The sequence below is a fragment of the Bacteroides sp. BFG-606 genome (assembly GCF_024788145.1).
Lineage (GTDB): Bacteria > Bacteroidota > Bacteroidia > Bacteroidales > Bacteroidaceae > Bacteroides > Bacteroides vicugnae.
Window position 1 is genome coordinate 3651268 of the sequence record NZ_JANUIL010000001.1, and the last position, 25175, is coordinate 3676442.

General features: G+C 43.5%; 16 protein-coding genes, 2 tRNA genes and 1 pseudogene. 10 read left to right on the forward strand and 9 right to left on the reverse strand.

Annotation, left to right across the window (positions count from 1 at the left end):
* Nucleotides 1-120 precede the first annotated feature (120 nt).
* Nucleotides 121-1647, forward strand: a complete 1527-nt coding sequence (locus NXV01_RS13600) for a sulfatase (protein WP_409012954.1) — start codon at nt 121-123, stop codon at nt 1645-1647.
* 94 nt (nt 1648-1741) lie between these two features.
* Here the strand turns inward: NXV01_RS13600 and NXV01_RS13605 are convergent, their stop codons facing one another.
* Entirely contained in the window at nt 1742-2218 is a 477-nt protein-coding gene (locus NXV01_RS13605; RefSeq protein ID WP_148365976.1) for a Dps family protein, read from the reverse strand.
* 137 nt (nt 2219-2355) lie between these two features.
* On the opposite strand from NXV01_RS13605, the gene NXV01_RS13610 reads away from it, so the two are divergent.
* A complete protein-coding gene (locus tag NXV01_RS13610; RefSeq protein ID WP_234132102.1) occupies nt 2356-3282 on the forward strand; it encodes a hydrogen peroxide-inducible genes activator in 927 nt (308 codons plus the stop codon).
* A 223-nt stretch (nt 3283-3505) separates the two neighbouring features.
* Here the strand turns inward: NXV01_RS13610 and NXV01_RS13615 are convergent, their stop codons facing one another.
* Entirely contained in the window at nt 3506-4228 is a 723-nt protein-coding gene (locus NXV01_RS13615; protein WP_259022655.1) for a NigD-like protein, read from the reverse strand.
* A gap of 175 nt (nt 4229-4403) precedes the next feature.
* Between NXV01_RS13615 and NXV01_RS13620 the strand changes: the two genes are divergently transcribed.
* Together NXV01_RS13620 and NXV01_RS13625 are read left to right on the forward strand one after the other, a co-directional pair.
* Nucleotides 4404-4952 (forward strand): RNA polymerase sigma factor, encoded by a 549-nt coding sequence (locus tag NXV01_RS13620; RefSeq protein WP_148365982.1) that lies wholly within the window; start codon nt 4404-4406, stop codon nt 4950-4952.
* Nucleotides 4953-4958: 6 nt separating this feature from the next.
* The gene (locus tag NXV01_RS13625) at nt 4959-6263 is read left to right on the forward strand and encodes a PorT family protein (RefSeq protein ID WP_259022656.1); all 1305 of its coding nucleotides are present in this window, start codon (nt 4959-4961) and stop codon (nt 6261-6263) included.
* A 534-nt stretch (nt 6264-6797) separates the two neighbouring features.
* Here NXV01_RS13625 and NXV01_RS13630 read toward each other — a convergent pair.
* Nucleotides 6798-6959 (reverse strand): hypothetical protein, encoded by a 162-nt coding sequence (locus NXV01_RS13630; RefSeq protein WP_167511812.1) that lies wholly within the window; start codon nt 6957-6959, stop codon nt 6798-6800.
* Between the two features lie 221 nt (nt 6960-7180).
* Between NXV01_RS13630 and NXV01_RS13635 the strand changes: the two are divergent.
* Nucleotides 7181-7746 (forward strand): annotated as a pseudogene (locus NXV01_RS13635) (MFS transporter); the annotation flags it as partial.
* A gap of 464 nt (nt 7747-8210) precedes the next feature.
* Here the strand turns inward: NXV01_RS13635 and pflA are convergent.
* The 3 genes from pflA to NXV01_RS13650 all read right to left on the reverse strand — a co-directional run bounded on the left by pflA (nt 8211) and on the right by NXV01_RS13650 (nt 14486).
* A complete protein-coding gene (gene pflA / locus NXV01_RS13640; protein WP_259022657.1) occupies nt 8211-8939 on the reverse strand; it encodes a pyruvate formate-lyase-activating protein in 729 nt (242 codons plus the stop codon).
* 17 nt (nt 8940-8956) lie between these two features.
* Entirely contained in the window at nt 8957-11185 is a 2229-nt protein-coding gene (pflB, locus tag NXV01_RS13645) for a formate C-acetyltransferase (protein ID WP_148365989.1), read from the reverse strand.
* A 178-nt stretch (nt 11186-11363) separates the two neighbouring features.
* On the reverse strand, nt 11364-14486 hold the full coding sequence (locus NXV01_RS13650) for an ATP-binding protein (RefSeq protein WP_259022658.1): 3123 nt from the start codon (nt 14484-14486) through the stop codon (nt 11364-11366).
* A 241-nt stretch (nt 14487-14727) separates the two neighbouring features.
* On the opposite strand from NXV01_RS13650, the gene NXV01_RS13655 reads away from it, so the two are divergent.
* Nucleotides 14728-14812: transfer RNA gene (locus tag NXV01_RS13655), tRNA-Ser, on the forward strand.
* Between the two features lie 216 nt (nt 14813-15028).
* A tRNA-Ser gene (locus tag NXV01_RS13660) sits at nt 15029-15116 on the forward strand.
* 92 nt (nt 15117-15208) lie between these two features.
* Here the strand turns inward: NXV01_RS13660 and nuoE are convergent.
* Genes nuoE through NXV01_RS13675 form a run of 3 tightly spaced genes read right to left on the reverse strand, consistent with a single transcriptional unit; the run spans nt 15209 to nt 19391 of the window.
* The gene (nuoE, locus tag NXV01_RS13665) at nt 15209-15685 is read right to left on the reverse strand and encodes an NADH-quinone oxidoreductase subunit NuoE (protein ID WP_117935149.1); all 477 of its coding nucleotides are present in this window, start codon (nt 15683-15685) and stop codon (nt 15209-15211) included.
* Between the two features lie 19 nt (nt 15686-15704).
* The gene (locus NXV01_RS13670) at nt 15705-17471 is read right to left on the reverse strand and encodes an NADH-dependent [FeFe] hydrogenase, group A6 (RefSeq protein ID WP_117935148.1); all 1767 of its coding nucleotides are present in this window, start codon (nt 17469-17471) and stop codon (nt 15705-15707) included.
* 12 nt (nt 17472-17483) lie between these two features.
* Nucleotides 17484-19391 (reverse strand): NADH-quinone oxidoreductase subunit NuoF, encoded by a 1908-nt coding sequence (locus tag NXV01_RS13675; protein WP_309569301.1) that lies wholly within the window; start codon nt 19389-19391, stop codon nt 17484-17486.
* A 164-nt stretch (nt 19392-19555) separates the two neighbouring features.
* Here NXV01_RS13675 and NXV01_RS13680 point away from each other — a divergent pair, with 164 nt between their 5' ends.
* The 3 genes from NXV01_RS13680 to NXV01_RS13690 all read left to right on the forward strand — a co-directional run bounded on the left by NXV01_RS13680 (nt 19556) and on the right by NXV01_RS13690 (nt 25155).
* The gene (locus NXV01_RS13680) at nt 19556-22309 is read left to right on the forward strand and encodes a heparinase II/III family protein (protein ID WP_195648991.1); all 2754 of its coding nucleotides are present in this window, start codon (nt 19556-19558) and stop codon (nt 22307-22309) included.
* 240 nt (nt 22310-22549) lie between these two features.
* Nucleotides 22550-23095 (forward strand): DUF3575 domain-containing protein, encoded by a 546-nt coding sequence (locus tag NXV01_RS13685; protein WP_195359185.1) that lies wholly within the window; start codon nt 22550-22552, stop codon nt 23093-23095.
* A gap of 26 nt (nt 23096-23121) precedes the next feature.
* A complete protein-coding gene (locus NXV01_RS13690; protein ID WP_259022659.1) occupies nt 23122-25155 on the forward strand; it encodes a tetratricopeptide repeat protein in 2034 nt (677 codons plus the stop codon).
* Nucleotides 25156-25175 lie beyond the last annotated feature (20 nt).

A 25175-nucleotide genomic window follows, 5' to 3' on the forward strand; every position in this document is an offset into this window, starting at 1 on the left:
AAAAGTAGTTTTTATTTATTCGATTTCGTTTCTGATTGCGAAATATACTTTTAAATTGGACTAAAATACATTATGGACAAAAAAATTTCATTGTCTGTGCTGGGCGTGCTGGCTGCCTGTATGAACGGGAAAATATGTGCTCAGACAGATATAAAAATAGCAGGGGACGAACGTCCGAATATTCTCTTCATCCTAAGTGATGACCATACAGCGCAAGCATGGGGAATTTATGGAGGAATATTGGCTGATTATGCGCATAATCCCAATATTCGTCGTTTAGCTTCCGAGGGAGTGGTGCTGGATAATTGTTTCTGTACAAATTCTATTTCATCGCCAAGCCGCGCTTCTATTCTGACAGGAGCTTATAGCCATAAAAACGGTGTCTATACATTAGCCGATTCGTTGGACACTTCGTTGCCTACCATTGCTACTATCTTGAAGCAGGCAGGCTATCAAACAGGCTTGGTCGGTAAATGGCATTTAAAATCCCAGCCGCAAGGATTTGATTATTATTCAATTTTTTACGATCAAGGAGTATATCGCGATCCGTTGTTTATCAATAGTTCCGATCCGTGGCCGGGCAATCGTAATTTCGGTGAGTGTGTGCAGGGATTCTCTACCGATATTGTGACGGAGAAAGCGATAGAATGGATGAAAGCCAGGGAGAAGAAGCAGCCGTTTCTGATGTGTTGCCATTTTAAAGCTACCCATGAACCGTATGATTATCCAACTAGAATGGAGCATCTGTACGACGGAATCGTATTTCCCGAGCCCGAGAATCTGATGGATTGGGGACCGGAAACTAATGGAAGAGGATTCATCGGACAAAAATTGGAAGAAATAGGAAGAAGATGGGAACTGGCTTCTGCCGATCCTGACAAATGGTGGTGCCGTTATCCCGGATTACCTTTTTCTACTCAAGGTATGCAACGTGCGGCAGCCCGTAAAACTATCTATCAGAAATATATCAGAGATTATCTGCGTTGCGGAGCTACGGTGGATGATAATATAGGTAAACTTTTGCAGGCTTTGGATGATATGGGGATAGCGGATAATACGATTGTGGTATATGTTTCCGATCAAGGTTACTTTTTGGGAGAGCATGGATTTTTCGATAAACGTATGTTTTATGAGGAAGCAGCCCGCATGCCGTTTGTGATTCGTTATCCGAAGAGGCTCCCGTCCGGAAAGCGAGTGAAAGATTTGATTTTAAATATCGATTTTGCTCCGACGTTGGCACAATTTGCCGGAGTGAACCCGTCAGGAGGAATGCAGGGACGCAGCTTCGTGGATAATCTTTGCGGGCGGACACTGGATGATTGGCGTAGGAGTTTTTATTATCGTTATTGGACGCACCACACTATTCGTCCTGCTCATATGGGGATTCGTAACGAACGTTATAAGCTTGTTTTCTATTATGGTGATCCATTAGATATGACGGACGGGCAGGAGAGAGCGACTAAACCGGTATGGGACTTTTATGATTTACAAAAAGATCCGAAAGAAGATCATAATGTGTACAATGAGAAAGAATATGCCCCTATCATTAAACAAATGAAAAAGGAAATGATAAAACTACGTATGGAGGTCGAAGATACAGATGGCAAATACCCACAAATGCAGAAACTCTTTGACGAATGTTTTTAATTCTGGAGAGAAGAAATGCAAAAAAGAGAGAATATACCTTTTTATGGGAATATCCTCTCTTTTTGACTTAAAACCTAAACCTTTTATTTAAATTTTACTTGTTATTATAGGCAACCAACATCCAAACCAACTTCTCCTGTTCTTTCAGATAATCGCTCATCATCGAAACGGTAACTTCATCTCCGGCTTGAGAAGCGATGGACAAGATCTTACGTTCTTCACCAATCAGATAGCTGATAGACTGAAGGATACTATTCAATGCTTCATCTCCGTTACTCACTTTATCTACTTCATTGATGCCTGCCACTTTCAGATAATCACTGAACTTATTGGCCGGAGTGCCACCTAACATTAAGATACGTTCTGCGATTTCGTCCACCTTTTCAGCCGTGTCATCATACATCTTTTCGAATTGACTGTGGAGAACAAAGAAATTATGTCCCTTGATATTCCAGTGGAACCCGCGGAGATTGGTGTAATATACTTGGAAGTCTGCTAATAGTTGTTGCAAAGATGCTACTACGTTGTTTGCTCCCGATTCGTTCAATTTGATAAATTCTAAAGTTTTCATATTCTTTTTATTTTTAATGATTTATACTCGTTTTCTTTTTTTCTGTACTGCAAAGATAAGGCGGAAAATGCTTGTTGTCAAACTGAAAATTTCTATCTTTGCATAGATGAAATCTATAACTTAATATGATTTGATAGATGACGATACAACAATTAGAATATATACTGGCTGTAGACCAGTTCAGGCATTTTGCACGGGCAGCCGAATATTGCCGTGTGACGCAACCCACTTTGAGTGCCATGATTCAGAAACTGGAAGATGAACTGGGAGTAAAACTGTTCGATAGAACGGTACAGCCCGTTTGTCCGACAGCCATCGGGCGGAAAGTGATAGATCAGGCTCGTGTGATTCTGTCACAGGCAGCCCAAGTAAAAGAAATAATCAGTGAAGATAAACAGTCATTGTCCGGTGTATTCCGCTTGGGAGTATTGCCAACTATTGCTCCTTATTTGCTTCCCCGCTTTTTCCCTCAACTAATGGAAAAATACCCGGAACTGGATATTCGTGTCACAGAAATGAAAACACAGGATATTCAGCAAGCTTTGCACGCCGGAGATTTGGACGCAGGGATTATTGCCAGTAAATTAGAAGACACATTCCTGACAGAAGAAACTCTTTTCTATGAGCAATTCTACGCATATGTATCAAGGAAAGAGCCCTCTTTCAAGCATGAAGTGATCCGTACTTCCGATATAACAGGTGAACATCTTTGGCTCCTGGACGAAGGACATTGCTTCCGTGACCAACTTGTCCGTTTTTGTCAGATGGAGGCGGTGAAGGTCAGCCAGATAGCTTATCGTCTGGGAAGTATGGAAACTTTTATGCGAATGGTAGAAAGCGGAAAAGGCATCACTTTTATTCCCGAACTGGCAGTGGCGCAATTGACAGAAGAACAGCGACAGTTAGTGCGTCCATTTGCTATCCCCCGGCCTACGCGACAAGTGGTGCTGGTGACAAATAGAGATTTTATCCGTCACAGCCTGCTGTGCGTCCTGAAAGAAGAAATAAAGGCAGCGGTCCCTAAAGAAATGCTTACTTTGCAGGCCATACAATGTTTGTTATAGTGAATTAGAGAATTCCTGCTTATCTTTTCTAATGTGGCAGGAATGATTTCTAACCATATAATCAGGAGCATTCTTGACTGGGCGTATGAATGGAAAAGATGCAGGTGTGTATATGATTTTATAGGTAAAGGGCGGCAGTTTCACAACTACCGCCCCCTCTTGCGTAATTAATATATTATATTAAAAAAGAGTGTGTTTCGCATGTTCATATTAGATTAGTAATCTAAGGAAATTTTACTTCATAAGTTTTCACCCCACTATATAAGGTGTTAACACGAATTCTCAATCCCTTTTTTCCTTCCATCCGCTCTTTTATTTTATCCAGTTTGAAAGACACATATCCTTCACCCAAACGTTGAGGATAATCTCCTTCACTGTTATGACGGAATTCCAGATTAATATATTCGTCCTCTGCATTGTCTTCGTCAGCAGTGGAAACTGTCTCTTCTTTGTCGTTAATCACCAGATTCAGGAAATGTTTTTTATCTTCACTATGTGTTCCGTAATATTGGAATTCAATCGTCAGATATTTATTATCCTTATTGATCCACATATAAGTCGTGTTGATCTTATCATCTCCGATTTTCTCTTCGTCGTTGTCATCTTCACCCATTGTGACGATGTCTTTGGTTAAGATTGGATTGATATCTTTCACCTGAATATTAAGGTCGTATCCATTTACAGGCTCTTCCAGCTCATTGAATATCACAAAAGCTCGTTGTCCCTCCACCCAATCTTTATTGCTCCATCCTTGTGAATTACTGGGATACATCTTTTTTCCATTATCCAAAGTGAAATAAAATTCCTTGCTATCCTGGCTAATCATATTAATGGTGCTGATAACCAGAAGGTCGGACGAACTGTCATCGTCATCCAAGCATGACTGGAGAATCGGCATGGTAGTCATAATAGCAAAGATAAAGGCAATGAATTTAAATTTCTTCATATACTTACTAGGTTTTAGATTTTATAATATTTATGTTTTCTGTAGTAAAAATGCAAGGGGATAGAAAATATTGCATTCGGATCTGTTAAAGAAACAAAAGTGATAAAAGAGTTGTTCTCTCTGTGCAGTATTTCTATCTTTGCTGCATTTATAAGGTAAACACGTGTATAAGAGAATGGAAGAAATAGAGTTGTCGGAACAATGTAGGCTGGGTAATAACCGGGCCCGCAAGGAACTGTATGAACAGTATGCGGGGCGTATGCTTGGCATCTGTCTACGTTATACCGGTGACCGGGATACAGCCCAGGATCTGCTTCACGACGGTTTTTTAAAGATATTCGATTCGTTCGATAAGTTCACCTGGAGGGGTGAGGGTTCCTTGCGGGCCTGGATGGAGCGGGTGATGGTCAACACTGCTTTGCAGTATCTTCGGAAGAATGATGTAATCAATCAGTCGGCACCTTTGGAAGAGTTGCCCGAAGAGTATGAAGAGCCGGATGCTTCCGATGTGGAAGCGATTCCACAAAAAGTACTGATGCAGTTTATTGAAGAATTACCCGCCGGGTATCGTACCGTGTTCAACCTTTATACATTTGAAGACAAATCGCATAAAGAAATCGCACAGGTATTAGGTATCAATGAAAAATCTTCGGCTTCGCAACTGTTTCGTGCGAAGAGTGTATTAGCAAAAAGAGTAAAAGAATGGATAACGCATAATGGATAGATAGAGATGGAAGAGAAAGAATTGTGGATGAATAAGTTGAAGGAGAAGCTTGCGGATTATTCCGAGCCGACACCTGCTTCCGGTTGGGAACAACTGGAGAAAGAACTTATGCCTCCTGTGGAGAAGAAAATATATCCTTATCGAAAATGGATGATGGCTGCTGCAGCTGTTATAATATTAGCTGTCGTTTCGTCAGTAAGTCTGTATTTTCTAGGGACACCTGCTGCGGATGAAATACGTCATATACAAACTCCTGCATTGGCTTCCACGCCCGATGCATTGCCGGGTGTGCAACAACCGGATATGCAGGGAACTGCTGTGGAACCTGTCTTACGGCCGGTAGCTCGCGTAGACCGTTTGGCGAAAGTCAACAGGAATCATACGGAGCAGAAAACAGGTGTAGATCTATTAGGGATCGGTAATGAAAATAAACTTTCAACAGGAAATGGAGAGGACTCTTTGAGTGAGGAGGATAAGAATGTAAAAGGGAAAGGAGAGACTGAAAATGTAGAAGATGAACCGAAGCAGGTAGAAAATACAAATGCCAGTCAGGGACAGTCACAAGATGCAGAGCGATTGAATAACAGACCGCGCCGCCCCTCCGGTAAAGACAAACTTCATATTCCGACAGAAAAAAGATCTTCTCAAAAGGGAACATGGTCAATGGGACTTTCGGTAGGAAATTCAGGAGGTGCTTCGACAGAAGTAGGTGCCGGATCTCATGCCTATATGTCCCGTGTGAGTATGTTTTCTGTTTCCAACGGTTTGATGGAGACAATTCCTAATGACCAGACGTTGGTTTTTGAAGATGGAGTACCTTACCTGCGTCAGGCAAAACAGGTGGTTGATATTAAACATCATCAACCTATTTCTTTCGGATTGTCCGTTCGTAAAGGTTTAGCTAAGGGATTCTCTCTTGAGACAGGACTGACTTATACGCTGCTTTCTTCGGATGCAAAACTGGCAGGTGAAGAACAACAGATAGAGCAGAAACTACATTATATCGGTATTCCGTTGCGTGCCAACTGGAACTTCCTGGATAAGAAACTTGTCACTCTTTATGTCTCCGGCGGAGGTATGGTTGAGAAATGTGTTTATGGAAAGCTTGGCTCTGAAAAAGAAACAGTGAAGCCTTTGCAGTTCTCGGTATCCGGTGGTGTAGGTGCACAGATCAATGCAACGAAGCGTTTGGGTATCTACGTGGAACCGGGTGTTGCTTATTATTTCAATGATGGCTCCGACATACAAACTATACGTAAAGAGAATCCGTTTAACTTCAACATACAAGCAGGTGTTCGTCTGACTTATTAGTACGAATAATAATTATTCAAAATAATCATATTGATTAATAAAGAAATTCTCGATTTGTTGAATAAAGTCGGGATTTTCTTTTAATGCTATATTGTTGATGAGCATATATGCACTCTTCTCTATATTTTCTTTGTGATAGAAAACTCTGTCGCTAAAGTAGGTTGCTACAATTCTTGAATAGACTCTGTATCTTTTGGTACACTTCGTATCTTCATTAAAACCGTTGGCTCCAATAAAACCAAATGAAGCTTTGGGATTTTTTTCGTAGATAGAGAGCATTATATTAATACAGGTATTAATGATCCTTCTCGGTTCGAAGGTATTGGTCATTATCCTATACTTATTATGAGATAATCTATGATTTTTCTGATAGAACTTTACTGCATAGATATTGCATTCGTATTGCTCTACCCTGACAATATAAACTAAATTCGACTTAGCGGATTTGAATCTGTATAATAATATAGATAGAAGTCCATCCTCATTCCCTTCATCTTTTTGGATGGAGAAGAATGGATATGCGCTTTCTAACATTTAGAGGAGGTAAGGATATACTGGAATTCTTCTTTTATTTAGTTCTTCTTTGGATACATCAGACAATACAAATTTTTTCCCATCATCAATTTTTGAGGGATTGATTTTATTCTTCTGCTTTTGAGAAGAAATATTCTTTTGTTTTGTTTTGATATTGCCCATTCTATTAAATTTTAAAACTACATTTTGTCCTTGATAACGTAATCCTATTGCAAAGATAGGAAAATATCCTTGTATGCTGATAGAACATCGGATAATCCGGGAATTTAATTAACTATTTTTGAACTTTAGGAAAAAGAAATATATGCAGAAACCTTCCCGAAAAGTCGGATAATTGAGACAATATTAATAATATTGTCACCTGTTTATGACCTATGGCTACATTGCTGATGCCTGCCATTTGGATGCTGGCTCTTTCAAGTGTTTTTATGTATATCAGCCGCTACGCTATCAATGGTTGGGGCGTTTTTTATTTGGAAGCCCAAAAGGGTTACTCCACATTGGATGCCAGTTTTATCATTTCTATTTGTCCGGTCTGTGGTATTATCGGTACTATGTTTTCAGGTGTTATTTTTGATAAGTTATTTGGTGGACGTCGCAATGTTCCTGCGTTAATTTTCGGGTTGATGAATGTGTTTGCTCTCTGTTTGTTTCTTTTGGTCCCGGGGGGCATTTTTGGATAGACGTGTTGGCAATGGTACTTTTCGGTTTAGGAATCGGAGTTTTGATCTGTTTTCTGGGTGGTTTGATGGCAGTGGATATTGCTCCCCGTAATGCTTCGGGTGCCGCTTTGGGAGTAGTCGGCATCGCTAGTTATATCGGAGCCGGATTGCAGGATGTGATGAGTGGCATTTTAATAGAAGGTAATAAGACTGTTCAAAATGGAGTAGATGTTTATGACTTCACCTATATCAATTGGTTTTGGATAGGAGCAGCCTTGCTGTCTTTGAGTAATTATTCTGCAATCATTTACGAGTCTTTGCTTTTTATGCTTTATGAAGAAAGAAAAGGCTTAAAGGATTTTGGCCGGGATGCTTTTAAGCGATGTATCTCTTTGCAATATCAAAAGGATGATGAACTGGACAACGGAAGTAAGCTATTGCGGCGATTGAAGATGTTGTTGCAAAATGCTGTAGCTGATTGGAAAGATAAGACTGATTTTTGTCTGGAAAATGAAATGGAACAGTACTCGCGCTTTGGCTTACAGAAAGAGAACGCCTATTTGTATGTTCGGGGGCACTGCCTGTATAATTATTTGGTTTCTATAGGGAAAAAATTGTGCGAAGGAACAGGAGTGGATTTTGAACAAAATATATTAAAGGAGTCTCTTGCTTATGAAGAATATCAAGAGATCTCAAAGATACAGAATGATATTTGCAAATTAAATGAATTATAATACTGTGTGGTAAATGATTAGTTTACCACCACAGTAGTGAAATACTCTTTAAATACCTCCGCAGCTTGTTCAAGTTGTTCGGGGGTATTTTCTTTTACGTCTTTCAGTTTGTATTCTTGTTCCATAGCTTCGTACTTGTGTACGCCCAATGTATGGTAAGGCAACACTTCCACCCGTTGAATCATTTTGTATTTTCCCAGAGCCTCTCCTAAACGGCGGATGTCTTCCTCGAAATCGCTGTAGCCGGGCACTAATACATAACGCAGCCAGAAAGGTTTCTCGTTTTCTTCCAGCCATGCTGCCGTGCGGATGGTTTGCTCGTTGCTTCTTCCGGTCAGTGCCTGATGGCGTGCAGGATTGAATTCTTTAATATCTAGCAATACAAGATCGGTCAGACGTAAAAGCTCTTCTACATCTTCGTTCCAAATGCCGCCGTTGCTGTCTATGCACACATGAATTCCTTTCTCTTTCAGCTCACGAACCAGTGGGACGAGTGCCTTTGCCTGAAACGTCGGTTCTCCTCCGGAGAAAGTAACTCCTCCACGCTTTCCGAAGAAAGGACGCTGGCTCATTGCCATGCGGACAATCTCTTCCGGTGGGGTAGGCGTGCCTCCTTTTCCGGCTATCGTGTCGGGATTGGCGCAATACAGGCAACGGAAGTTGCAACCTTGAAGAAAAACGACGAGCCGTAAGCCCGGCCCGTCGAATGTTCCCATACTTTCGTATGAATGTACGTTTATCGTCATATAGAGTAAATAGATTGTTACATACGTTCGTGGAAGCTACGGCTGATAACCTCCAATTGATGTTCGCGGCTCAACTTCACGAAGTTTACGGCATAACCGGAAACACGGATGGTAAGCTGCGGGTATTTTTCCGGATGTTCCATGGCATCATACAGCATATCACGGTTCAGAACGTTTACATTCAGGTGGTGAGCACCTTTGGTGAAGTAACCGTCCATCATGGTAACCAGATTCTCGATGCGGTCTTCCGCAGTAGCTCCCAGTGATTTAGGAACGATAGAGAAAGTGTTACTGATACCGTCCTGTGAATCGCGGTAACGTAATTTCGCTACGGAACTCAAGGAAGCGATGGCACCGTTCTTGTCGCGTCCGTGCATCGGGTTGGCTCCCGGAGCAAAAGCGACACCTTTGGCACGTCCGTCGGGAGTAGCACCTGTCTTCTTGCCATACATCACGTTGGAAGTGATAGTCAGCAATGAAAGAGTCGGACGGGCATTCTTGTAAACCGGAAGTTTCTTCAGTTCTTCGCTGAAGAAATATACCAGGTCAACACCCAGATGGTCTACCTTGTCGTTGTCATTACCGAAGCAAGGGAATTCGCCTTCGATGTCGAAGCCTTCAGTGAGACCGATGTCGTTGCGACGTGCGGTTACTTTGGCATATTTGATGGCCGACAGTGAATCGAGTGCGATAGAAAGTCCGGCTACACCGTAAGCAAGATTAATGCGTGGGTTGGTATCTACAAGTGCCATTTGGGCTTTCTCGTAGTAATACTTATCATGCATATAATGGATGATGTTCATCGCTTCGTTGTAAACACGGGCGATTTCGGTCAATACTTTCTTGTAGTTGTCCATTACTTCCTCAAATTTCAGCGTATCACTGGTCAATACGGGAATGTTTTTCACCATAACTGTACCGGTGTTTTCACAACGTCCGCCGTTGATGGCGAGCAACAGGGCTTTCGCAAGATTGCAGCGTGCGCCGAAGAACTGGATTTGTTTACCGATTTCCTGGTAAGATACGCAGCAGGCAATTCCATAGTCGTCCGACTGGCGTACTTCGCGCATCAAGTCGTCGTTTTCGTATTGGATGGATGAAGTGTCGATGGAAACTTTAGCACAGAATTCCTTGAATCCTTCCGGCAGTTCCGGGCTCCATAGTACGGTCAGGTTCGGTTCCGGTGAAGGGCCGAGGTTGTACAGTGTTTGCAGGAAGCGGAATGAAGTCTTTGTCACCTTGGTACGTCCGTCGTTGAGGCGTCCGCCCAAAGATTCGGTTACCCATGTCGGGTCACCCGCAAAGATATCGTTGTAGGATTGCATACGCAGGTGGCGCACCATACGCAGTTTGATGACAAACTGGTCGATCAGCTCCTGTGCGAAAGATTCGGTGATGGTTCCTTTGCTCAATTCATATTCCATATAAATGTCGAGGAACGAAGAGACGTTACCCAGTGACATGGCAGCGCCGTCTTGTTCTTTTACGGCAGCAAGGTATGCCATGTAAACCCATTGTACGGCTTCTTGTGCCGTGTAAGCGGGACGGCTCAAATCGAGTCCGTAGTATTCGCCCATTACCTTCATGTCTTTCAACGCCTTGATTTGTTCTGCCACTTCTTCGCGCAGGCGGATACGGGCGTCGGTCATCGGACCGGTGAGGTTGCGTAAGTCTTCTTTTTTGGCTTCAATCAGTCGGTCGATACCATAGAGGGCCATGCGGCGGTAGTCGCCGATGATACGTCCGCGGGCGTAGTTGTCAGGAAGTCCGGTGAGGAATCCCAAAGAACGGAACGAGCGGATTTCTTCGGTATATACGTCGAATACTCCGTCGTTGTGTGTCTTGCGGTAGTGGGTGAAGATATCTTTTACGCGGTCGTCCACCTCTACACCGTTTTCGTGGCAGGCTTTGCTCACTACATTGATACCTCCGAAAGGTTTGATGGCACGTTTCAGAAGCTCGTCTGTCTGTAAGCCGACAATCAGTTCGTTTTCTTTGTCGATGTATCCGGCTTTATGAGAAGTGATGGTTGAGACGGTGACATTATCCAGTGAGCGTACCCCATTATTGGCTCTTTCTTCTGCCAGTGCTTCGAGGCAGCGGTTCCACACGGCTTTTGTGCGTTCAGTAGGTCCTTCGAGGAAAGAAGCATCTCCATAATACGGAGTGATGTTATGACTTACGAAATCTCTGACGTTGATTTCAGTGCTCCAAAGACCGTCTTTAAAGATCTTGTTTAATTCCATAAATGATAAAATTAGAGGTTGTAGTTATCCTTTTCTTTAGAGCGCACAAAGTTACAATGATTTTTCATATAATCGGCATAAATATGCTCTATTTTATGCTTTTCAACATAAAATACCTAGATATTGCTATTCTTTGGAAATGACCTTTCCCCGACTGTACGAAACGATTGTTTCCGGTCTACATAAAAGTGATATGTTTCATCAGTATGGAGGTGATTTGTCCTTTCAGTTGATTGGCATTGATGGGCTTGGGCATATAAGCGTCAAATCCGTTTTCCATCACTCTCTGCTCGTCCGAAGCATAGGCAAAGGCGGTGACGGCTATGATGGGAACCCGTTTGGAGTATTTCCGTATCTCTTTGGTTGCCTCGTATCCATCCATCACGGGCATGTTGATATCCATCAGGATGAGCTGCGGGTTATGTTCTCTAAATAGGCTTACTGCTTCCTCTCCATTCCAGGCATGTAGTAAATTGTAGTCCTTTTTAAGAATGGATTCTATCAGACGGTAATTACTTCCATGGTCTTCCGCCACCAGGATCGTGATTTTTTGCTTCTTTATCTTTACCGGTTCTGTTGTTACTTCCTGCTGCGGAGCTTCGAGCGCGGGACGGTAGGGGAGGGTGAACCAAAAAGTGGAACCCTCTCCGGGGGTTGAGCATACACTGATTTCACCTCCCATTTGCTGAACAAGAGTTTGGCAAATCGAAAGTCCCAGTCCTGTTCCTTGTGCGAAAGTGTTCAGTTTGACAAAGCGTCCGAATACACTTTCTTGCTTGTCTTCCGAAATGCCGCAGCCGGTATCAGTCACATAGAAATAGAGCTGTTTGTTATCACGTATTTGGTAGCCTATACGAATGTTACCTGTTTCTGTAAATTTGATGGCGTTTGTTACCAGATTAATGATAATCTGTGAAATGCGGTTGCGTTCGGCATGAATATAACATTCCGGTAACGGAGTTTCGAGAGTGAGTGTGACTTGTTTGTCGGGGGACAGTTTCAGGCGTAATGAACTTTCCAGCTCGGTCATTACACCATTCAGTTCAAAGTCTGTGTAGGCAAACTCCATGGTACCGGCTTCAATCTTTGAGAGATCAAGGATGTCACTGATAAGTTGTAAAAGCAGGGTATTGTTATTTTCGATGATGCTGACATATTCCCGTTTCTCTTCTTCTTCCTCGGTGGAAGCCAGTATTCCGGAGAAACCGACAATTGCATTGAGCGGTGTGCGGATCTCGTGGCTCATGTTGGCAAGGAAAGCAGATTTGAGTCGATTGGACTCTTCAGCGCGGTTTTTAGCGGAAATCAAATCGTTTTCCATGCTCTTCCGGTCGGTAATGGTCAGCGAGGAACCTACTAAAGTGAGTGGTTGTCCGTTTTCGTCATAACTTTCTACAGCTACCTGTGCCTCTATCCAGTCAGTATGGTTCACACCGTCCACTTCTTTGATGATACGGTATTCCACCTTTGCTTTTCTAGTATGTTTGGTGATTAGGCTTGCATAGGCTTCTTTTACCTTGGGAAGGTCTTCTTTATGTATTTTTGTAAAATACTGTTCGTCGGATATATAAAGCTGTTCATCACTTATTTCTGTATTCTCATTGCCGGTGACGGCGGTTCTGTTTACATCATACTGTATGGTATGTGTCTTTAAATCCCATTTCCATGGGATGATATTGGCAATATCGAGTGCCATGGATAACTTGTGGTTGATAGAACGCATTTGCATCTGGGCATGGTGCAACTCTGTGCTGTCCATACAGAATATATGCATGAATCGTCCGTCGTCACTGGCATTTACTACTATGTCATAAAAAGTGTCGATCTCTTTATAATAGTAGGAAAAAGTGATGGAACGTTTTTCTGCCAGGGAGATATTCATGAAATGTAGAAACTGCGGCAGTGATTCCGGAAATATTTCGCTTCCCCGCTTACCGATAACTTTCTGTTTTTCGAAAAATCTCTTCTCGAAATGTTGGTTTACGTCTATATATATTGTGTCTACAATCCGTCCGTCCTCATCTTTTATAAGTTCTTCCGCCATGTAAAGAATTGGCATACTATTGATAATGTTATAATACTTGCCAGTACTTTCTAATGCTTTGTGCTGGACACGCTTCATTCTTTCGAGTGTGCGTACTCGGTAATATTGGAAGCCTAACAGCAGCAGAATGAACAGGCAGCTTGTTCCGATGATCGCATATTCGTATTTCTCCCACAAAGTGGGAGGTGCGTCATAGAAAATTGTATTTTTGGGACAATTTTTTGGATTGAGTTTGCGGTGGAGTAATGACTGATAATTGAATACGGGAGTAGCATTTCCGGCATTATAGATAGGGATATAACGGGGTTGTTTTCCGTGGATAATCTCTTTGATGGTGGTTAACATCCGGTTAATATACTCTTTTTCATCATAGATATAGCCACCGATAATTCCTCCTTCTTCCTGAATACCTACTCTTCTGAATGAAAAAAGAGGTACGGATGAGGTGGCGATAATACGATGGGAGTTACTGGTCATTACAAGATTTTCTTCATAGTCTTTTTTTCGTAACCAGGAAGAAAACAAAAATCCGGTAGTGAGAGGATTCTGTTTGCGGAGAATGGTGAAAAGACTGTCGGTAGAGGTGTTTTCTGCAGAAATAAACTGATATTCCAAGTCCGGATGCTTCTTCCTGATCGTTGCGGAAAGGTCATAATCGTTCTGCTGGCATGTATATGTACCATCACCGATATAAATGACTTTATTCATTTGCGGAATGAGCTGCTTCATGAGTTGCAGATTCTCTTCGATATACAGATTGGCGTACAACATGGTCAAGTTCATCGTCTTTTGTAGGTCGCTGATAGGTATACGCTGTTGCGGAGCCAGTGCATGAGCCTGAATGATAAGGCTGTCCGGACCTGTATAATCCCGCTCGCCACATAGCAACATAGGAATGTCCGGCCATATCTTATTGAGGTTGTCGCAGAAAACGAAACTGGCATTCCCCACAAATACCACCATTTTGGGAGGAGATGAAGGTAACATCTCGCAGATACTTGCTTCGAATTTATCCACCTCTTTGGCGTTTTGCAATGCGAACATATTCAGATATATAGTATATGCTCCTATGGTGCTGTCTTGTGAAGCCATGGTGACAATCGGAGTGATGAAGCTGTTGCTCCAGGGATTGGAGTCTGCATAAGCGCTGATGACCAGAATCTGGTCGAGGTCTTTTTTAGGGGTACTACCTACTGATAGAAGAGTGTGTGTGAGTAGGCATAAAAAAATAATACTAGTCTTAAATATACTTCTCATACTGCTTTTTCGCTTATTGTTTATTTTGTTGTGAAAACGAGGCGAAGATATGCATAAAATGTAAATATGCAAAGGAAAATGAGAATTAATTAGTAACGGACTATAGAGTTGTTTTGCCAGCTTTATTTTCTGCCCTGATTTTATTTTTCGTAAATTTTGTCCTAAAAATATTTGCGTATCAAAAAAAGAGTTGTACCTTTGCACCGCTTTTAACGAAAAGCACTTCTGATAAAGAGGTTTTGGAGAGGTGGCAGAGTGGTCGATTGCGGCGGTCTTGAAAACCGTTGTACTGCGAGGTACCCGGGGTTCGAATCCCTGTCTCTCCGCTCAAAAAAACTTAAGGCAATAAAAAAGTCCTACATGACATATTATCATGGCAGGACTTTTTTTATTTCTCTCCCTATTCGAATATATTACCTTGAATTTAAATAAGTAGATGTATAAATCTTTTCAATAAAAGTCTGAATATAAAAAATATTGCATTATTCTTCTCAAATATTTGCGAGTTACGGAAACTTCCTGTACTTTTGCGCCCCGAACAAGGAGAGGTGCTCGAGTGGTTGAAGAGGCACGCCTGGAAAGCGTGTATACCCCTAAAGGGTATCACGAGTTCGAATCTCGTTCTCTCCGCTTTTTTTTAGTGTTATTTGAAATTTGTAAAAGCGACTGTTTTGAATAATCAAAGCAGCCGCTTTAATTTTTATATAGAAACGTTTGAGCGTTTATTCCAATTCTTCAATAATCTTCTTTACATCTACCGGTTGCAGGCGTCCGTACACCTTTTCGCCGATCATCACTACCGGAGCCAGTCCACAGGCGCCTACACAGCGCAGACAGTCTAATGAGAATTTTCCGTCCGGAGTCGTATCTCCTACTTCGATACCCAATACACGTTTGAACTCTTCCAGCAATTTTTCAGAGCCACGCACATAGCAGGCTGTACCCATGCAGACAGAGATGGGATGTTTCCCTTTGGGAGTCATGGTAAAGAAAGTATAGAAAGTGACCACACCATACACTTTTGATACGGGGATTCCGAGTTTGGAAGCGATAATCCGTTGCGTTTCCTCGGGTAGATACCCTTGCAGATGCTGTGCCTCGTGTAAAATATTGATAAGTTCGCCCGGGTTGTTTCCATGCTTGTCGCAGATCGTTTTGATTTGCTCTGCCATGTCACAGGCTAGTTTGATATCTGACATAATACTCTTCATTTAAAAGTTAATCAATCGCTTTGTTGAAATAATGCGTATGCAGGAGAGTTTCCGATTTCTCACCCAGCGGTTTGCCGAGATAATCCTCGTATAATGTCTTGATATACGGATTCTCGTGCGATTTGCGCAAAGGTTTGTTGGCGTCTTCGCGGTAAAGTGCGTTAGCGCGTGCATAGAGTATTTCCGAGTTGCCGTGATGCAAAGGCTGCCCGCCGCCACCGATACAGCCTCCGGGGCAAGCCATAATCTCGATTACATGATATTCGTTGTGCCCGTTCCGTATATCTTCCAGTAGATGACGAGCGTTGCCTAGTCCGTGTGCGATGCCTACTTTTAATTCAAATCCGTTTAGGTTAATAGTAGCACGACGAACACCGCTTAGTCCGCGTACTTGTTCGAAATTTACATTTTTCAGAGGTTCTCCGGTATAGATTTCATAGACAGAACGGAGAGCGGCTTCCATTACGCCACCTGTTGTTCCGAAAATGACACCGGCGCCTGTCGATTCACCCATCGGGTTGTCGAATGGGCTATCCAGTACGAGAGGGAAGCCGATATTGGCACGTTTAATCAGTCGTGCCAGCTCACGGGTGGAAATGGAATAGTCGACATCGGGGATACCGTTCACTTTGAACTCATCACGGGCACATTCGTACTTTTTAGCCAGACAAGGCATGATAGATACGACTACCAGCTTTTCTCTGGGTATGCCCATTTTCTCCGCCCAATAGGATTTGGCGATGGAACCGAACATCTGTTGTGGGGAGCGGGCGGTAGACGGAATGTCCAGCATATCTGGGAAATGATGTTCGAAGAAGTTGACCCATGCCGGACAACAGGAGGTCAGGATAGGTAACCGCACGGATTTATCTCCGTTGAGATAACGTGTCAATCGGTTCAGAATTTCAGAACCTTCTTCCATAATGGTAAGATCCGCTGCAAAATCCGTGTCAAATACATAGTCGAATCCCAGTTCGCGAAGCGCATATACCATTTTCCCGGTTACCAGAGTGCCGGGAGGAAATCCGAATTCTTCACCTAGGGCAGCCCGTACGGCAGGTGCGGTCTGCACAATCACTACTTTGTCCGGATTAGCCAGATCGTCGAGCAGACGGTTGGTGTAGTCACGTTCCGTTAATGCGCCTACGGGACAGACAGCCACACACTGACCGCAGTAAGTACATTCACTTTCCGTCATCATTCGGTCGAAAGCGGGAGCGATGGTGGTGTTGAAGCCGCGACGGATGGCTCCCAATGCTCCGACAGTCTGTACATCATTGCAAACACTTTCACAACGGCGGCAGAAGATGCATTTATCCATATTACGGACGATAGAAGCAGTAATTTCCCGCTTACGGGGGGACAGCTCACCACCATTGAAAGGCATTTCGCGAATATTGAAACGCAGTGCCAACGTTTGAAGTTCGCAGTTGCCGCATTTAGGGCAAGTGAGACAGTCATTGGGATGATCCGAAAGGATCAGTTCGGCTACCACTTTACGGGCGTTCATTACGCGCAGGGTACTGGTTTTTACCACCATGCCCTCCGTGCAACGGGTAGCGCAGGCAGGAGCCAGGTTGCGTCGTCCCATCACTTCAACCACACAAATACGGCAGGAAGCCGGATTATTTTTTATGCAAGTTCCTTTCAGGTCGATATGACACAGCGTAGGTATATTGATACCGATTTTGATGGCGGCTTCAAGAATCGTGCTTCCCTCGGGCACAGTGATGAAATGACCGTCTATCTGGAGAGTAATTTGTTTTTCTTCCATAGTAAATAGATTTTAGCAGACAAGAATAGCATTGAATTTGCAGCGTGCCATGCACATGCCGCACTTGATACATTTATCAGGATTGATTACATGCGGTTTTCGCACTAAGCCGCCGATTGCATCAGCCGGACAGTTTTTGGCGCATAAATGACAACCGATGCAATGCTCCGGATTAATCGTATAAGTCAGCAGTGATTTACATTGCATGGCGCGACAGGTTTTATCCCGCACATGCTCCACGTATTCATCATAGAAATTGTCCAACGTTGATAAAACAGGGTTCGGAGAAGTCTGCCCTAATCCGCAGAGAGCGGTGTCCTTGATAACTTGTCCCAAAGTAGCGAGGGTATCCAGGTCTTTTTCCGTACCTCTTCCTTCCGTTATCTTGTTCAGCAGTTCCAGCAGACGTTTGTTGCCGATACGGCAAGGCGTACATTTTCCGCAAGATTCTTCAACGGTGAAATCGAGGTAGAAACGGGCAACCGATACCATACAATCGTCTTCATCCATGACAATCATACCTCCCGAACCCATCATAGAGCCGGCAGCCAGAAGATTATCGAAGTCGATAGGAGTATCCAGATGTTTCTCTGTCAGACAACCGCCCGAAGGTCCGCCTGTCTGCACTGCCTTGAACCTCTTTCCGCCTTTGATACCGCCACCGATTTCATAGATTACTTCCCGGAGGGTAGTTCCCATCGGCACCTCAATCAGGCCGACATTGTTTATTTTTCCTGCAAGGGCGAATACTTTCGTTCCTTTGGAACGTTCCGTTCCGATGGCTGCAAACCAGTCGGCGCCTTTCGTCAAAATAATGGGGATGTTGGCAAGCGTCTCTACATTGTTTACGTTGGTAGGCTTCCCCAAATAACCGGATTCGGCGGGGAAAGGCGGTTTGAGGGTTGGTTCGCCTCGTTTTCCTTCCATAGAGTGAATCAGGGCGGTTTCTTCTCCGCAGACGAATGCACCTGCCCCATATCGTATTTCTATATCGAAACAAAAATCAGTCCCCAAGATATGATCTCCCAGCAACCCATATTGGCGTGCCTGATCGATAGCGATTTTCAGACGGTTGATAGCCAACGGATATTCGGCACGGATATACACCAATCCTTTGGAAGAACCGATAGAATAACCGCAGACACACATCGCTTCTACAATCGAATGAGGGTCTCCCTCCATGATGGAACGGTCCATAAACGCACCCGGATCTCCCTCGTCGGCATTACAGACTACATATTTGACATCTGATTTCTGTTTGTGGGCAAACTCCCATTTCAATCCGGTAGGAAAACCGCCACCGCCGCGTCCGCGCAAACCGGACTGTTTGATGATATCAATCACATCCATCGGTCGTTTGTTGAGCAGGCAATCGGCTAATGCGAAGTACCCCTCTCGGGCGATATATTCTTCGATGTTTTCGGGATCAATAAAACCACAGTTACGCAGGGCGATACGGAGTTGTTTCCGATAGAAATCCATGTGTTTGGAGTCACTGACAGTCTGTTCCGTTTTAGGATCTATGTATAGCAGCCTTGCTATTTTCCGGCCGCCGATGATATGTTCGGTGATGATGTCTTCCGCATCTTCGGGAGTGACCTGTGTGTAGAATGTATTGTCGGGAATGATTTTCACAATGGGACCTTTTTCGCAGAAGCCGAAGCAGCCCACTGTGATGACTTCTACCTTGTCGGCAATGCCGTTCTTTTCGATGGCTGTCCGGAGATGTTCCGTAATGCCTTGACTGGAAGAGGCTTTGCACCCTGTACCGCCGCAGATAAGAATCTGAAGATGCTGTGTGCCGGACGCCAGTCCGCAGCACTTTTCGGTCACTTTTTCATTACTCTCTTCACGTAATGAAAGTTTGTGTTCTGCTCTCTTCCTGATTGTAGCCAAATCATGGATAGATAAGATTTTCATAAGTATCAGAATTGTTAGTAGGTTTTTTGCAAATATAATTCTTTGTTTGGAATAACAGCATGCTCTTGTGCAAATAAAACCGATCTTTGACGGAGGATTTAGGTAAATAAATCTCTATCTTCGTATTTAATTAGGTATCAAACCTAATAAAAGATAATTGAAGTATGAGACGAATTTTACTGGGACTGTGTTTTTTATCCTTTCTGAACAGTGCATCCGGACAAGCGATTCCCTTGCCGGAAACGATGCCGCAGGCGCATCCGCGGGTACTGACCACTCCGGCGGGAAAGCAGGAAACATGGAAGTTGATTAGAAAAGAAGAATGGGCGAAAGATGTCTTCAATAAATTGAAGGAACGGACGGAAGTATATACAAACCTGACGGATGCTCAACCATCTTGGTTGTTGTCCCGTTTGGCGATGTACTGGAAATCTCATGCCACGGAAGTATATGTGAAAGGTGAAACGTTCGACCATGCAGGCGGTGAAAAGGCTCCTTATCCTACTGTGCGCTATACAGGAACCCGTGGAACGGCTGCTAGTCACGGCCGCCCCAAATTGGCGGATGTCGTTCCTTATGATGATGCGGACGGGAATGTGACTTTTTGCAATAATGCACTTCCCGACCGTCCTATGGAGAGTGTACACCCATCCAAAACCGGGAGGAATATCGAAAGTCTGAACTGCGAAATTCTGGGAATTGCCCGTGATGCCGCTTTCCTTTATTGGATGACGGATGAAGAGAAGTTCGCCAAACTTGCCGCAGGAGTCTTTGATACATATATGACGGGGATTTATTATAGAAATGTCCCCATCGACTTGAACCACGGGCATCAGCAAACATTGGTAGGGCTGACTTCTTTCGAGGTAATCCATGAAGATGCACTCCATATCGTTGTCCCTTTATATGATTTTCTATATAATTACCTAAAGGCTAATTACCCGGATAAAATGGAAATCTATGCCGGAGCTTTCAAGAAATGGGCGGATAATATCATTGCGAACGGTGTACCTCATAACAATTGGAATTTGTTACAGGCACGGTTTATTATGAATGTCGGATTGGTATTGGAAGACAATAAGGAATATGCCGACGGAAAAGGACGCGAATATTATATCGACTATGTGATGAACCGTTCCAGCATCCGCCAATGGAGTCTGACGCGACTGGCGGATTACGGTTTCGACACCAATACAGGAATTTGGGCTGAATGTCCGGGATATAGCAGTGTGGTGATCAATGATTATGCCAATTTTGTGAATCAGTTTGATACGAATCTGCAATATGATTTGGTGAAAGCAATGCCTGTATTGTCGAAAGCGGTAGCAACCACTCCCCAATATCTGTTTCCCAACCGCATGATTTGTGGCTTTGGAGATACGCATCCGGGATATTTGAGTACGAACTTCTTTATCCGTATGATACAGAATGCACAGGCGAACGGGAAGAAAGGACAGGAAAACTATTTCACGGCTTTACTGAAATGCCTGAACCCGGATTTGGGAAATGATAAAACAGAAAAGAAGAATGTGCGTGTATCTGTCAATTCTTTCTTTGAAGATAAACCGCTGACGCTAAATCCCAAAGTGCAGCCGGGAAAGATAGAAGATTATGTTTCTCCTTTATTTTATGCTCCCAATGTGTCGTGGCTGGTACAGCGCAACGGTATGCATCCGCGCAACAGTTTGATGATTTCGTTGAATGGCAGTGAAGGTAATCACATGCACGCTAACGGCATTTCGATGGAACTTTACGGAAAAGGATATGTACTGGGTCCGGATGCAGGTATCGGGCTTTTCCTGTACAGCGGACTGGATTATGCAGAATATTATTCTCAATTTCCTAGTCATAATACAGTTTGTGTGGATGGAATATCGAGCTATCCGGTGATGAAAAGTAACCATTCTTTTGAGTTGCTTTCCTGTTTTCCGGCATCAGCGGAACCGGGCAAAGCATTTACGTCCGTCACTTACAGTAACCTTTATTTCCGTGAACCGGAAAGCAGGGCGGATCAGACCCGTATGATGAGTATTGTCACTACCGGGGCGGAGACAGGATATTATGTCGATGTATTCCGCAGCCGGAAAGAGAAAGGAGGCGATAAGATGCACGATTACTTCTATCATAACCTTGGGCAGACTTTGACATTGACGGCAGCAGATGGCAGCGACCTGAATCTCCAGCCTACGGAAGAACTCTCCTTTGCAGGTGCACATCTTTACGCTTATTCCTATTTATATGATAAGAAAGTGGCTGCAACCGATAAGGATGTCAAGGCAACTTTCACCATTGATATGAAAGATAAGGATGGCGATGATATATACATGAATCTTTGGATGAAAGGCGCACCGGATCGTGAAGTCTTTACGGCCTTGGCGCCAATGACCGAAGGGTTGAGCCGCACACCGAATATGCCCTATAATATAAAGGAGCAGCCGACGCTGACATTTGTTGCCCGCCAGCATGGAGAAGCATGGAATCGTCCTTTTGTTTCGATATACGAACCGAGCACGAAAAAAGAACCGTCCGCTATTCAGTCCGTCTCTTACTTTGATGCGGAAGGAGCAGGTTTAGAAGACTTTGCCGGAATCTGTGTGAAAAGCAAAAACGGACGTATAGATCATATCTTCTCTCTATCCGATGCTGCACAAACCGCTACTTATCAGGGAATGAAAGTGAAAGCGGATTATGCCGTTATCAGCAATGAATATGCAGGAAACCGGACGTTGTTTTTAGGGAATGGAACCCAATTGGTTACGCCCGGGATAATGATCCAGACCGACAATGCCGCCAATGTATTGCTCGAAAAGAAAGGGGGAAAATGGTATATTATTTCTTCTGCCCCCTGTACGGTTGTTATCGGCGATAAGAAGATAAAATCCGATGCTGCGCCGGAGCCTATATTGTTGCGTATCTGATGTTTCATTTGTAATAAAGAAAAATTGTATATCTTGTCCGTAGTATGATATATTATGGCCTAAGATGGAAATAGTTGCAATAAAAAACAAAAAAAGCGCGTTTAAACGTTTTTAATACTATATTTTTTCTAATTTTGTGGCTTTCTGTCCAAGTAGTATATAAAATGGACAGTAAGCCCTTTTTTTGTGGGTAAATATTAGTGGGAAATATTTAGTGGGAAATAAATGATGGTATATGTGATGAGAAATGGTCGCAGGGTAATTGCTGCATTATCATTTCTGTTATTATGTTGTGGTGTACATGTGCACGCACAGCGGGTGGCTGTAAAGACAAATGCATTAGGTTGGCTGACCGCCAGTCCGAATGTAGAAGCAGAATTTGTATTGGGTAGCCATGTTTCCTTAAACATGGGGATTGCTGCGAACCCAATCAGTACAGACAACTTTAAAACGACTTTCACGCATTTTCAGCCTGAAGTTCGTTACTGGCTAAATCGTCCGATGGTGAGTCATTTTCTTGGAATCACCGCTTTCGTGAATAATTTTAATATGATGGTGAAAGATGTGCATCACAAAGGCGATGCATACGCCGCAGGTTTGACCTATGGATATGCATGGGTGCTGGGCGATCATTGGAATATCGAAGCAACTGCCGGAGTGGGTGTGTTGCGCTACCGTCAGTTTAAGTATGATAAGGGTACTCCGAAACCGGGTGCGGTCAACGATAGTAAGACCACCATTGCACCTGTCAAACTGGGGGTATCTTTTGTTTATATTATTCGATAACGAACATTAGCTAGTCAGAAAAGAGAATGAAAATCAATTTGAAACGTGATAGATTAGCAGGTATACTTCTCGTGGCGATGATGTTAGTCGGCATGAATGTATCTGCCCAACGGATCCGTGTGCAGGGGCATGTCACAAACCCGCAGGGAAAAAGTGTTCCGAATGTAAATGTGCTGAATCCGGTCAATGATGAACGTATAGAAATGTCCGACGAGGATGGCCGTTACAGTGTATTGGTTGAGAAAAACGGCTCGTTGAAGTTTACATGTGTCGGTTATGAGGACAAAACGGTGAAGGTGGCAGGAAAGCAGATTCTGAATGTGGTATTGAAAGATGCCGTCATCGAACTGGACGAGGTAACGATTACTTCCAAAGTGAAGGATAAAGTGATTCCGGAACCTACGGACATCGAAATCAAAGGTAATTATTTCCATCTGAAAACCCGTGTCCCGGTGCCTAAGGAGATGTTTAACTCACATCGCCGCTTGGTATTGCAGCCTTCCATTTATGATGTGACACTGAAAAAGCGTCTGTTGATGCGTCCTGTTGTATTCGACGGAGATACTTATAATACAACGCAAAATCGAATGTACGATTATGATATGGATAAAGACCCTTTGCACGATTACATCCGTGTGAAAACGACTTCTTCACGCAAAGGGGATATTATTGCTTATCATGATTCTATCTATATAGAATATCTGCAACATGACTATCGTGCGGATGTGCATCTGGCGATGGAAAATTACCGGAATATCATTTATCGCGACTCTTTCTCCATTGCACGCGGAACAGTCAACCCGCTTCGTTTCTTGGAGTATAAATTCTCCGCTTTCAGCCTGACGGACGAGAAATATCTTCCGAAACCCGTGATGCAGTTGCGGGATACGAAAGGGGAGGTTAACCTGACCTTCCTGGTAGGTAAAGCCGATTTGGATGATAAGAATCCACAGAATCAGGTGGAACTGAACCGGTTGAATCAGGAATTACGTGGTATTGATACGAATCCGGATGCCTCTTTGAAGAGTTTCCATATCACGGGAGTGGCTTCACCGGACGGTTCCTACGAGACGAATCTCCGTCTGGCAAAGTTACGTACGGATAAAGCACTGGAACGTATTCTAGCCCAACTGGATCCGGAAACACGCAAGCTGATGGAAGTGAAATCGGATGCGTCGGTAGCTTCATGGAAGGAAGTGGCTGAATTGCTGAAGAAGGATTCCAAACCGGAATTGGCGAAAGAAGTAGAGGACTTAATCAAACAATATGCAGCTACTCCTTACCGGTTGAATGGGGTCTTGAAATCGAAACCTTTCTATAAGGAACTTGCGGCTACTTATCTGCCTAAATTGAGAAAGGTGCAATATACGTATGGTTATTCAATCTTCCGTTCTTTGACGGACGACGAGATTAGAGAACTTTACAGAAAGAATCCGAAGGAACTGACCCGTTTCGAATATTACCGTATGATTACGACGGCAAAAACTCCCGACGAAAGAGAAAAGTATTGCAGGGAAGCTCTTGAACTTTATGATAATTTTACGTATGCAGCCAATGAACTGGCAGTGGCAAAAATACAGAAAGATACTCCGGATTCACGTATTCTCGAACCGTTTGTCAGTAAATCGGCACCGGCAGAGTTATTGTCCAATCAGGCTATTGCCTTATTACATGAAGGGAAATATACAAAAGCGGATTCTGTACTGACGTTGGTTCCCGAAGAAGCGTTTTCTGAAGATTTGCAGGCCATCGTTCAGGCATTGGCCGGTTATTATAATGATGCTTTCGAAAAGGTGGCGGCTACCAGTCCTTTCAATGAGGTGGTGATGCTACTGGCAATGAAGAAAAATCAGGAAGCATGGGATAAGATTTCTGCCATGGATGTAGAGACAGCCCGCGAATATTATATAAAAGCGATTGCCGCCAACCGTCTGGAGAAAATAGGTGATGCGATTATGAGCATTGAGAAGGCCCTTGAACTTGATCCTTCCTTATTGGAAGTAGCAAAGGTGGACGGGGATATTATTGACTTGCTGCCGGAAGAGCAGAAAATTAAATAATGATATATACAACAAGAGTA